The sequence below is a fragment of the Pasteurella sp. WM03 genome (genome assembly GCF_004570945.1).
In the GTDB taxonomy this organism is placed as follows: Bacteria; Pseudomonadota; Gammaproteobacteria; order Enterobacterales; family Pasteurellaceae; genus Rodentibacter.
In genome coordinates this window covers 41323-54021 of the sequence record NZ_SPPO01000013.1, presented here as the reverse complement: position 1 = coordinate 54021, position 12699 = coordinate 41323, and the positions used below count along the sequence as shown (strand labels likewise).

The following is a 12699-nucleotide window of genomic DNA, read 5'->3' as shown; positions in this document are numbered from 1 at the left end:
AATAGCTGATGACCTCACGGATTTTACGGTAAAACAGGATTGCTGAATTAGGCTGAATACCGAGTAAATCTGCTGCTGAACGAGCCGTTACTTCTAATACAAAAAACTCAAGGCGCTTTTTCTGTATGGATTTCTTTAATTTACAATGAGTTATCTTCATTTTTGTAGATTAACATACTAGCTAATCTACGTCAGCCCCTAAGTTTTTTCGATTCACAAGTTATCATTCATTTAAAAAACGATCCAAAATTGGCCGCACTTTAGTACAAAAAGCCGCTCGCTAATTACGAAGGCAAGGGATTAAAGAACTGGATCGGCGACCATTGTTATTTGGAAAACTGTTGGACGTTTTATCAAGGCTTCTATACAACACAACGAAACAAGATTATGTTATTGAGTTGCTTCATTTAGATGAGGTTCCACAAGCTGAATATGACAAGAGCGGTCAGTTTTAGTCTAATTTTCGACAAACAACTATAAACCCAGGGCTATTAGGGCATTTTCCAAGTCGGAAAAAGTTTTATAAATAAACCGGCAATGTTATAGCTAGATTCTAATCCGAAGCCCTATACTGGCTTACCTCGTCGGTAAAGCATTACGTTTGACAGAGGCAATTTCATCGCACACAAATTCAATCATCTTTTGCAAATATTGATACTGTGCCAGTAGGTAGCAGAGCAAGTACAGCAACCGCCTTTCTTGTTTTGTACAAATTATCAACAAAATTGACTATACATTGACTATTCGGCGAGCTATCTGAAATCTGCAACTGCTTTGTTGGTCACAGATGCAAGAGGGATTGGTGTATAAACCTTAGCAAATTTATTATTACCGAAACAAAAGACTAAAAAATGATCTCCCCAAAAAAGTTGGACTAAACAGCAAACTGATTGAGATATAGATTTTTTAATATCTAAATACAATCAATATTTTAAACAACAAGTGTTCGGGTTTTATCATTCAAAATGAGAAAATAGTTCATTCACTCATCAATATTTTCAGCTGAAAGAAACAAGATTACGGTATTAGATTAACCAATATAATCACTATAGTTCCAGTGAGTTATAGGTAATTTACACAAAAAATCACTCGCCTGAATTTAAATTATCCGTCATACAAGTAGTTAAAAATGGGTAATATTTGACCAGACAGACACTTTGTATTACCTAATCAAGGAGCTATCAGTCAATGGTTCAAGCCTTTGATAAACAAGTTATAAACATCTGATTGCCCAACAAACATAAAGGCAGTCTGCCAATGAAACCAACGTACCAGAAAATACCACCACAACTGAAAACCGAAGAAGAACCGCCTACATTATCGTATTTTAGAATTGGAAGCGGAGAATATTACCCTAAAAAAGTTGCAAACACTTAATCAAGCAGAAGTCCGAATTTTGAGCAAAGGATTCACAAGTACATTCATTACAATAACAATGAGTGTATTCAAGTGAAGTTAAAGGGACTCAGCCCTCGAATTAAATGTGTCTAGCTTTTTAGGGCACTTCACAATCTAGGCGTTTTTCCACATAAAAAAATCTCTAGAAAACCAACCGCACTTTTCCTTTACAAATAATGAAATCCGCCTAAAATACGACGCCTAAATATAGCCTGCCTAAAGGTAGGCTACTGACCTGACATCAGAAAAGAGAACATTATGACAACTTCATTTAAACCCGAATTACTTTCCCCTGCCGGTTCCCTCAAAAATATGCGTTACGCCTTCGCCTATGGTGCGGATGCTGTCTATGCCGGTCAGCCCCGTTATAGCTTACGTGTGCGTAACAATGAATTTAATCATGCGAATTTAAAAATTGGGATTGATGAAGCCCATGCGCTTGGTAAAAAATTCTATGTGGTGGTGAATATTGCACCGCATAATTCTAAACTTAAAACGTTCATTAAAGATTTACAACCCGTGATCGATATGCAGCCTGATGCGTTAATCATGTCGGATCCCGGCTTAATTATGTTAGTGCGTGAACATTTTCCTGATATTGATATTCATCTTTCCGTGCAAGCCAATGCGGTAAACTGGGCAACAGTGAAATTCTGGAAACAAATGGGGCTAACCCGCGTAATTTTGTCCCGTGAACTTTCCTTAGATGAAATTGCCGAAATTCGCCAACAGGTGCCGGATATTGAACTGGAAATTTTCGTTCACGGCGCATTATGTATGGCGTATTCCGGTCGTTGCTTGCTTTCAGGTTACATTAATAAACGCGATCCAAATCAAGGTACCTGCACCAATGCTTGCCGTTGGGAATATAAAATGGAAGAAGGTACAACAGATGAGGTTGGCAACATTGTGCCAAAAGTTGATCCTAGCCAACAAATCGAAGTCAAAAATGTTGCACCAACATTGGGCGAAGGAACGGTGACGGATAAAGTATTTCTTTATACGGAATCTCAAAAACCGGACGAACAAATGACGGCTTTTGAAGACGAACATGGCACTTATTTTATGAATTCAAAAGACTTGCGTGCCGTACAACATGTGGAAAAATTGACCGCACTTGGTGTACATTCCTTAAAAATTGAAGGTAGAACCAAGTCTTTCTATTATTGTGCCCGCACCGCACAAGTGTACCGTAAAGCCATTGATGATGCGGCAGCAGGTAAACCTTTTGATGAAAGTCTAATGGATACGTTAGAATCCCTTGCGCACCGTGGTTATACAGAAGGATTCTTACGCCGTCATACACATGATGAATATCAAAACTACGAATATGGCTATTCTATTTCGGATCGACAACAATTTGTCGGCGAATTTACCGGAAAACGCAACGAACAAGGTATGGCGGAAGTTGCCGTAAAAAATAAATTTTTACTTGGCGATGAAGTGGAAATGATGACACCGCAAGGGAATATCAATTTTAAAATTGAGAAAATGCTAAATAGGAAAAATGAACAGGTTGAAGCGGCATTAGGTGACGGGCATTTCGTATTCTTAGATGTGCCGCAAGATGTTAATTTGGAATATGCGCTTTTGATGCGTAACTTAGTCAATACCAATACGCGTAATCCACACAATTAATTTGTTAAATAAATGTTGCATTTATTTTAAAAGTTATTATAATGTGCGCCATACCTGATTTGTTAATTCAACAACTCATAGTATGACTCCAAATATTTTTGCCCTTTCAGCTTTTGAAAGGGCTTTTTTTATGTTTTAAATAACCTCGTAGATAAGATAAAGCCGTTGTAGTTTGCTGCCTTCTCTGAGATCTATATCATTGTTTTATAATGATAGAAGTGGACTAAAATAAATAGGCATAAAAATCTCTTTAATCTTCTTGCTCTGATAATTATGGGGTATGATGTTAGCACTGAATTTACCTTAGGATACACTTATGAAACATCTCCCCATTCTCATTGCCTGTTTACCGATGTTTACTTGGGCAAACGAGCAACCAATATCAATCCAAAATGAATTTAACCGTTTTCAACAGCAAACAAAAAAGCAAAATGAGCAGTTTCAGCAAGTGCAGCAACAGCGTTGGTTTGAGCAGCATCAATATCAAGTTGAGCAACAAGAAAATGCTCAAGCAGATTTATCCCAGGTTTGTTTACCTTATAGTGAAATACAGTTTGTGGGGTTTCATTTAATTGATCCTTTACCTTTTGCACCAAAAAAGAATGAGTGTTTAAACGAAGACCGTTTAAATCAGCTTAGTCAGGCTCTTACTGCTGCTTATCTAGCTTTAGGTTATATTTATAATCCTTTTCAATTTGAAGACGATCACTCCGGTAAGCTTACAATGAGGGTAACTGAAAGGAGGATCAGTCTGCTTTCTAGTAATAGTCATCGACTAAATTTTTCTATGCTTTTACCCAACAGCTTAGGTAAACCGCTAAATATTAAAGATTTAGATCAGGCGTTAGATCAAGCAAATAAAATGCCGGGAAGTAAAGTGAGTGTTGATGTATTACCGGCAAAAAATGGCGAAATTGAGTTAGCTTTTGTGAATGAGGAAAAATCTCGTTTAACGGGTTACTTGGGGTTGGATAATTTTGCTTCAAAACGCTCGGGGCGTTGGCAAGCTAAAGGTGGACTGAATATTGATAACCCTTTAGGACTTTCCGATAGTCTTTATCTTAATGTCAGTCACAGTTTGAAATCTTATCGCCATAATTTTAACCGCTCACTTTCGTTCTTCCATACTGTCCCCTATGGTTATTGGACATTGAGTAGTTTCGGTTCTTTTTCGGCTTTTAAGTCTAACGTGCCATTACAACATCATTCTGTTGAGCAAAAAGGTCATACTTGGCAGGCGGCATTACGTGGTGACTATACATTTCGACGTGATTCTAATTCAATTTCCAATCTCTATGCACAGTTAGAAAGGATTAAAAGCAAAAGTTATTTCCAAGATAGTTTAATTTTGTTGCAAAGCCCAACCTTAACAACCGTCCAGATAGGTGTTAATCACTTACAATTATTTTCTTATGGTTCACTTATTACTGATTTTAGTTACGAAAGAGGTTTAAGGTGGTGGAATGCGACATTAAATCAAGGGCAAGATCAGCCTGAAGGGCAATTTAATCGCTGGCGGGCAGAATTACAATTTAATGCATTTTATCCGATTAAATCGCAGACTTTCCACCAATCAAGTCGTTTAATCGGGCAGTATAGTCGTAACTACTTGCCTGCGATTAAACAGGAAGAGTTACTTGGACGCTATGCCGTGCGTGGAATTAATGATTTTTCCCAGTCTGCAGAGAAAAATATTGTGCTACGAAATAATTTTGGCTGGTTATATCAATATAAACAATGGCAGATTGAGCCTTATTTAGGTGTGGATATAGGTATGCAAAAAGCGACATCCCCGGATGCTGATAGCCAAAAAGCTTTTGGCTACGCAGTGGGACTGAAAACAACTCATCCTGCGTGGTATATGCAATTAGAATGGGCAACAGGGAGATTGTTTCAGCGGAATCAGATTGTGCAGGAACGAAGTATCAATGCTAATTGGTATGTGATGTTTTAATTAGTCAAGACAATAGGTTCTTTTATCGTGATATGCTCTCTAAATTTGAAGGATATGGGGGAAATATAAATTTGTGATGTTAGTCACAAATTTACATATTTCTTGAAAAAAATCATCGGATTTTTATCATTGATGTTTAAAATACCCGACGCGTCAAATGGTGTGTTTGTCTTATCAATCAAAATACTAGAACAGACTATTGGCAAATAGGCGGTAAGCAAGATGCTTACCGATTTGAGTTCTATTTTTCCTCATTTGGGATTTCTATCTATGCAAAAAATGTCTCTCTCAAAAATTACTATTGCATTATCATTATGCTATGTCACACAGTTTAGCTATGCTGATATTCAATCAGCGAATGCGAACACTCAAGTTTCTCAACAAAAAGGTGTGGAAATTATCAACATTGCAACACCGAGCCAGTCAGGTCTATCTCATAACCAATATAATAAATACAACGTTGATAAAGCCGGCGCTGTTTTAAATAATGCTCGAGAAACAACCCATACTCAGTTAGCGGGTCAAATATCCTCTAATCCAAATTTGCGAGGACAGGCAGCAACAGTTATTTTAAACGAAGTGGTGAGTCGCAATCCTTCCCATATTGCCGGTAAACAGGAAATTGCAGGCCAAAAAGCGGACTATGTACTCGCTAATCCGAATGGTATTAGTGTAGATGGTGCAGGTTTTATTAATACGCCAAGAGCTTCTCTTGTTGTCGGTAAAGCAACAGTTGAAAATGGAAAATTAACAGGATATCAAATAGATAGCGATAATAACTTGACAACGAAAGGGACGATATCCGGTACTGATAATGTAGATTTAATTGCACCGACGGTGAATATTTCCGGGAAAATTCAAGCGAAGGACGGAAATATCAATATCTTACAAGGTCGTAATAAGGTTGAACGAGCTGAAGATGGGACATTGACTATTAATGTGTTACCGCAACAGGAGAAGATTTTAGACGGTAAAGTCGCCGGTAGTATTCAGGCGGGCAGAATCCGAATTCATTCCACTGATGAAAGAGCAACCTTAGCTGTAACAAGTAGTGATTTGGAAGCAAAACAAGTCATTGTGACGGCGGGTAATGCAAAATTAGACGGTACGGTAACAACGAAAAATCGTGGAACATTCAAAGAAATTAAAGAGGCAAATAAATCTGTTGGTAGCATTACATCAAATAAAGACACTGAAACCTTCGAGAAAACGAGTATTAAGGCAGAGTCTGTGATTGTTACTGCATCAGGCAATTTAGACTTATCCGCCACAGAAATTCAAGCAAAAGAAGCGGTATTAATCGGTGGAAAAACACATTTAGGGGCAGTTAAAACAGAAGTGAGAGAAACCATTGCTGAGGGACGAGCAAAAGGTGCCTCAAAAGTGGAAGAAATTGCGCAAACCCGACTTGAGACGGCGCACCGCACGAAGATTACAGCAGATTCACTTAAATTGGCTTCAACAACAGGGAAATTAAGTGGCGATGCATCACAGATTAATGCGAAAAGTTTAACGTTGCATGGTGAGGAAGGAATCCTATTCCAAGGCACAAAAGAAAAAAATTACTATGATGATACTGTTCAGTTTAAAAATGTATCACCGAAACATAAGACTGGCACCAGTTATCAAACAGCGATTGCAGAAAAACATGTAGCCAGTGAATTTAATATCAAAGATGATTTAGTCGTTTCCGGTGGTTCCGATGTGAAATTTGCCGGCACCATCGGTCGAATTGATGGCGACTTAGTTGTAGAAAATAAAGGTAAGCTACTTTTTACTGCCGAAGAGGTGAGAAATAGCCATAAAGTCGATGATAAAGAAAAATATTGGGGTGGATTAGCTGGTTCTAAAGCATTAGCATCTACTCGAAATGATAAAGAACAGCACGGAGCTGATTTCACTGTTAAGGGGACGATTTTAGCTGATGCCCAGAATGGGGTAAATTTATCGGGCAGTCGAGTTATTTCTGGTAAAGATGCATTAGTAAAAGCAAACAACGGTAATTTAGTATTAGACGCTGCTGAAAACGTTAGTGTTTTTGAAGAAAAGGGGCGTAAAGGAACAATTTTTGATATTACCAAAGAACGAAGCAGAGGCTACAAAGTTGTTTATACAAAACAAGGTGCAGAATTAGGTTCTCAGTCTAATTTACAATTGGTGACAAATAAGAATGTTAATATCATAGGTAGTCGTGTAAAAGCGGGGGGCTTACTTGATATCGTAGCCGATGGTAACATCAATATAAGAGGTAGCCAAAACTACTTCACTCAAAGTTATACTCAATCAGGTATTGGCTTTACCACTAAAGTTGAGAAACCGAGTCTATCAATTGATAAAGAGGGATTAGCAAAATCCTCCATTGATTTACTTACTGATGTCATTGTTGGCACGGTTAAACGTGATGAAATGGCACAGGGGCTTGCGAATAATGTGAAGGATAACCTGAAATTTAAAGGTGAGGCCAGTGCGACTTTTGGCTTTTATAAGCACTATAAATTAGAAAAAGGGTATAACTATAACCCATCAGAAGTTAGTGGTGGAAACACAAATTTACGTGCCAATAATGTGAATGTAACGGGAAGTAAAGTCGAGGCAACAAAAGGCGATCTCAATATCAATGCTAACCGTGTCAATACAAAAGCACATCATGATTATTCTTATACCAATAAAGTGAATACCGATGTGGGAATAACCAACACGGTTACAGTAACTGAAAGTGGTATTACAAATAAATTGTCTTTAGGTATTCAACATAAAGATAGTGAGCAGGAAAATACAATAGCAAAAGTTAGTCAACTATCTGCTAAAAATAATTTGAACATCAATGCTAATCAGAATATTGCCCATAAAGGCTCACAACTAAGTGCGGGTAAAAATATTGTTGAAAATGCAAAAAATATTACTCATGCTCCTGAGTATAATAAGGAAAGTGATAAGCAAAAGAACTTTGATCTTGGTTTAACTTTAACCACTTCGGTTGATAACAATAAAGTCGCAAGCGGTAGTCTGGTATTGGGTATTTCTGGTGGACGTGAAAGCAATTCTGCAAGTAATGCACAAAGCACGACCTTAAAGGCGGGTAAAGATATTAATGTGAATAGTAGTCGCCTGACCGATATGGGAACGCAATATCAAGGTGGCGGTAATGTGAATCTTAATTCTCAAATCCATAATATTCAGTCAGCTCAAAATACCAAGCAAAATGAGAAACTCACTGCCGGTGTAACAATTGGTGTAAGTGCAAGTACAAAAGATTTTGCTACGGCTAATGTGGGAGTAAATGCAGGTATTCATTTTCAGCACGATAAAAGCGAATCAAGCACAGCTCACAAAGCAAATATTCAGGGTGGAAATGTAAATATCACAACGGGCAAATTAAATAGCCAAGCTGATATTAGTGCGACCAATAATGTCAATATTAATGCAGATAAAGCGAACTTTACTCAATCACAAAACACGAGCTCTCATAAAGGTGGTGGTTTTACCTTAAATGTTGGTGTCGGCTCAATTGTGATCCCAGCTGCGGGGGCGGCAATTCCATCAGTAGATGTAAATTTCACCGCTAACGGGCATAAGGGTAACCGTACCGATGCGGTATTACATCATATTCAAGGCGGTAACAATGTAGGTATTCATGGTAAAGACGGTGTAAGCTTACAAGGTACAAATGTATCTGCAGGAAATAATGTTTCTATCACTGGAGAAACGGTTAATGTTCAGCCGGGGAAAAGTCAAGTTCAAGATCTTAATGTGAGTGTTGGTGCCGGTGTCAGTATTGGTCCAAATACCTCAAGCCTTGGTATTAACGGTAATGTGAATGTACAACATGAAAATAGCACCACTCATCAAGGTGTTTTGATTAATGGTAAAAATGTTAACATTCAAGCCGAAAATGGGGTGAATCTAACTGGTGTGAGCTCTAACAGTACTAACCTAAATCTGGATGGTGGAAAAGGAGATGTTAATCTCAATGCCGCAAAAAATAATGTCAATAAGACCGGTGTAGATGTAGGTTTATCTCTCAGTGGTGGTATTAGTGATAATAAATGGACGCCAGCAGAGGGTTCAGGCAAATTAAATGTGGATGTGGTGCGGAATGAAACTCATACTACAACGGACTTGAATTCTCAAAATGCGACAATCTCCGGTAAGAATGCCCATTTTAATGGAAGTAGCATTAATGCAGAAAATGTGACCAATAACCTTAAAGGTAGTGTGACTACAAGTCCGGTTACTGATAAAGTGAATGAAACCAGTGTTCATCTTTCAGCTAATGGTAGTGGTAAGTTCACCCCATATCCAGCGGATAAATGGGCGGAAAGTGCTAAGAAAGATTGGGATAATGGTACAATTGCAGGTGTGAAAGCTGACGTCAATGTAAAAGTAGATTCAACTAAAACGGAAACTATTAAACAAGGCGGTATTAATCCACCGGCACCGATAGTGGTAAAAAATCAAGTAGTCAAAACCAATATCAGTTTAACCACAAACCAAAAAGGTCGTATTTTACAAATGATTAAACGCAGACATAGATAATTATCTATTGATCTAAATACTATACTCGTTAATTTGCCGAAACCATTGCTAATACTAGAAATGTGTTTCGGCAAATTTTTTGAAAAAACAAAGTGGATAATCATATCAAATTGTATTTTTTATTTTGTGTTAAATACATTTTTTATCGGATTTGCTATCAATATCTATTGGGATACTTTAGATTCTTCAAGAAAAAATAGCAGAATTGGGCATTATATCGTCGTTGCTTAAACCTTATTTTGAGAGGAACTTACTATTGTGTATCAGCTTATAACATATTGAAATAATTTGATTTTATCGTTGATAAATACAGTGTGTCCCTGCATTTCATTGAAATGTCTTTTTTGCAACATAATACCGAAAAAATATCACAGGGTGGCTTTTAGTGGTAATTCTGCGATTTATGGATTATAGAAGAATTGGTAAGTATGGTATTGAAAAGGAGAGAACCCCGTCCTTTTAGACGGGGAATATATTTACTGATTAATATGGCGTTTAATTGCCTCTGCAATGAGCTCAGCCTCAGGGCCTAAAATAACTTGTAATCCATCATTTCCTATTTTGATGTTTCCTTTTGAGCCTAGAGATTTTAGTTGTGTTTCATTGATGTTGTTGTGATCTGCCAAGGTTAAGCGTAATCGGGTGATACAAGCATCAATATTTTTGAAGTTTTCTTTTCCGCCAAGTGCATCAATAAATCTGAGAGCGGTTTCTTCACGAGAAGTCGTATCTACCGCAGAAGTGTCTTCCTGAATTTCTTCTTGCTCTTCACGTCCAAGTGTTTTGAGGTTGAAGACTTTGATTGCAGTACGGAATATTGCATAGTAAATAGCAAAGAAGCCTAATCCTTGTACAATGAGCATATACCAATTTATTGCAAGCGGATTGCGAGAGGAAAGTACCATATCGACTAGCCCTGCGCTGAAACCAAAACCTGCAATCCAGTGCATACTTGCGGCAATAAATACAGAAATCCCCGTTAAAAATGCGTGAATAACATAAAGAATGGGGGCCACAAACATAAATGAAAACTCAAGGGGTTCGGTGATTCCGGTGAAGAATGAGGCAAATGCCGCCGCAAGCATAATTGAAGCTACTTTCGCTTTTTGACTAGGTTTTGCACTATGGTAAATGGCTAATGCCGCACCCGGCAATCCAAACATCATCACAGGGAAGAAACCGGCTTGATACATTCCCGTCACGCCTACAGTTGCACTTCCCTCAGCAAGGGATTTTGCCCCACCGAGGAAATTTGGAATATCGTTAATACCGGCGACGTCAAACCAGAAAACAGAATTTAGTGCATGGTGTAAGCCCACAGAAATAAGCAATCGGTTAAAGAAGCCATAAATTCCTGCTCCCACCGCACCCAAATCTTTAATGGATTCGCCAAAAGAAACGAGCGCATTAAAAATATGTGGCCAAACATAGAGGAGAATAAAAGAAATCGCGATCATAACAAAAGCCACGACAATCGGAACAAGACGTTTTCCACTAAAGAAGGAAAGGGCTTTTGGTAATTCTACTTGATAGAAGCGATTATAAAGTTCGGCAGAAATAACCCCTATTAAGATCCCAATAAATTGGTTATTAATTTTGTTAAAAGCTGCGGGTACTTGGCTAGGATCAATATGTTGTAGCTGTGCAACACCGCCGGGAGAAAGTAAAGTCGTGACAACATAAAAGCCAACTAGACCTGAAAGTGCGGCAGAACCATGTTTGTCTTTTGATAAACCAAAAGAGACACCGACAGCGAATAATAAGCCCATATTATCAATAATTGCTGCACCGGATTTGATTAATAATGCGGCTAATTGGCTATTGCTTCCCCAACCATCCGGATCGAGCCAATAGCCTATCCCCATTAATAATGCAGCAGCAGGTAATGCCGCCACCGGAACCATCAAGGCCTGCCCGATTTTTTGTGCATAATTAAGAATACTCATAAATACTCCTTGATTCATTAGAGAACAGCTTGTGATAGGCACTCACAAGCTGTGTTGATATAGTATCAGTGATTATTCTACGGTCAATTTTTTGCCGTCATAGCTTAATGTTTGCACTGAGGTTAAGGCTTTCCCTCCATCCGTCTCACCACCGATTAAGAGTACTTTATTATCGTAAGAAACGGATACGCCATAGCCGATATTCATTGGTAATTCACCAACGATCTGCCATTTGCCTTTATTCAAGGCGTAAACGTCCTTATGCCACGCTTTAGTTAAACCTTTATGGGCATGCAACATACCTTCCTTAAATTGTTTAACAGAACCCGGGAAATTTGCCCCACCGGTGACTAAATAATGACCGTGGCTATAACCCGCCATTGCACCGGCTAGGCCATCTTGATTTTGTCCTTTCGGCGCCGGTAGATCAGGTAGATTTTTCCATTCAACTCCTTTTGCGGTAAATTTACCTTGGTGGGTTTCTGCAGTACGAAGACCGGGTTTGATTTCCCCATTGACGACCATTAAATCATTGTCTTGAATAGTAAATGCGGCGCCTGCACGACCTGAGAATGGCACTTGTCCTTCATTTCGCCATTTATTCGTTGAGGGTTCATAGCTTAATAATTCTGTGGTAAAGAAATAGTCTTCCGGACGTTGATCGAAATAAGCTGAGGCAATGGCATCTTTTTTCGATTTGTCTTCTCCCGCTGCCACAAAGTCTTGAAAGTAGCCGTTGAAAATAGACAGGTTAGAACCACCGACAATATAAACTTTATCACCGTGCGATGCACCGGATGATCCGACTAAGCCCCTTGGAGAACGAGTTGGCAATTTTGTCCAAGAGTTGTCTGTCGGATTATATTGGTGGGCATCATTGACAAGCTGTAGCTCGCCTTTTTCATTTTTTTGTAATCCGCCGAATACATAAAGTTTTCCCCCTACGCTTGCGGCAACAGGTTGGTTACGCTCACCGCCAGGGAAAGTCGCGATTTCTTTCCATTGTGCAGCAGGATCTTTTAAGTCAAGTGAGTAGAATTTATCACCACCCGATCCTAAGCCCACATAAAGAGTATCGCCAATTAATGCCCCTGCACCGCTTTTAATACCAACCGGTAGATCCGGATAGGCTTGAACATTGGCGGAAAAAGCAACAGTGGCGAAAAGTGCAGTGCATAATGCTGTTTTTGTTAATGTCATAATAAACCTCATTGAGTGTGTTATGGT

Annotated in this window: 5 protein-coding genes and 1 pseudogene; 3 read left to right on the top strand and 3 right to left on the bottom strand. The window is 38.6% G+C overall.

Annotated elements, in window-relative coordinates:
- Positions 1–160 (bottom strand): annotated as a pseudogene (locus E4T92_RS10575) (IS1595 family transposase); the annotation flags it as partial.
- A 1496-nt stretch (positions 161–1656) separates the two neighbouring features.
- Between E4T92_RS10575 and yegQ the strand changes: the two are divergent.
- The 3 genes from yegQ (at position 1657) to E4T92_RS10555 (ending at position 9526) form a co-directional block, all read left to right on the top strand.
- Positions 1657–3036 (top strand): tRNA 5-hydroxyuridine modification protein YegQ, encoded by a 1380-nt coding sequence (gene yegQ / locus E4T92_RS10565; protein WP_135094762.1) that lies wholly within the window; start codon positions 1657–1659, stop codon positions 3034–3036.
- Positions 3037–3352: 316 nt separating this feature from the next.
- Positions 3353–4990, top strand: a complete 1638-nt coding sequence (locus E4T92_RS10560; protein ID WP_135094760.1) for a ShlB/FhaC/HecB family hemolysin secretion/activation protein — start codon at positions 3353–3355, stop codon at positions 4988–4990.
- A 270-nt stretch (positions 4991–5260) separates the two neighbouring features.
- Positions 5261–9526 carry a hemagglutinin repeat-containing protein gene (locus E4T92_RS10555; protein ID WP_167754062.1) on the top strand — a complete coding sequence of 1422 codons (4266 nt, stop codon included), beginning with the start codon at positions 5261–5263 and terminating at the stop codon, positions 9524–9526.
- 476 nt (positions 9527–10002) lie between these two features.
- Here E4T92_RS10555 and nagE read toward each other — a convergent pair whose 3' ends face one another.
- Positions 10003–11472, bottom strand: coding sequence for an N-acetylglucosamine-specific PTS transporter subunit IIBC (gene nagE, locus E4T92_RS10550; RefSeq protein WP_135094756.1), 1470 nt, complete (start codon positions 11470–11472; stop codon positions 10003–10005).
- Between the two features lie 72 nt (positions 11473–11544).
- The gene (locus E4T92_RS10545; protein WP_167754060.1) at positions 11545–12672 is read right to left on the bottom strand and encodes an N-acetylneuraminate epimerase; all 1128 of its coding nucleotides are present in this window, start codon (positions 12670–12672) and stop codon (positions 11545–11547) included.
- Positions 12673–12699: the final 27 nt, after the last annotated feature.

Coding starts and splice junctions, on each gene's coding strand:
- nagE (WP_135094756.1), bottom strand. CDS start 11,472: ATGAGTATTCTTAATTATGCACAAAAAATCGGGCAGGCCTTGATGGTT.
- E4T92_RS10560 (WP_135094760.1), top strand. CDS start 3,353: ATGAAACATCTCCCCATTCTCATTGCCTGTTTACCGATGTTTACTTGG.
- E4T92_RS10555 (WP_167754062.1), top strand. CDS start 5,261: ATGCAAAAAATGTCTCTCTCAAAAATTACTATTGCATTATCATTATGC.
- E4T92_RS10545 (WP_167754060.1), bottom strand. CDS start 12,672: ATGACATTAACAAAAACAGCATTATGCACTGCACTTTTCGCCACTGTT.
- yegQ (WP_135094762.1), top strand. CDS start 1,657: ATGACAACTTCATTTAAACCCGAATTACTTTCCCCTGCCGGTTCCCTC.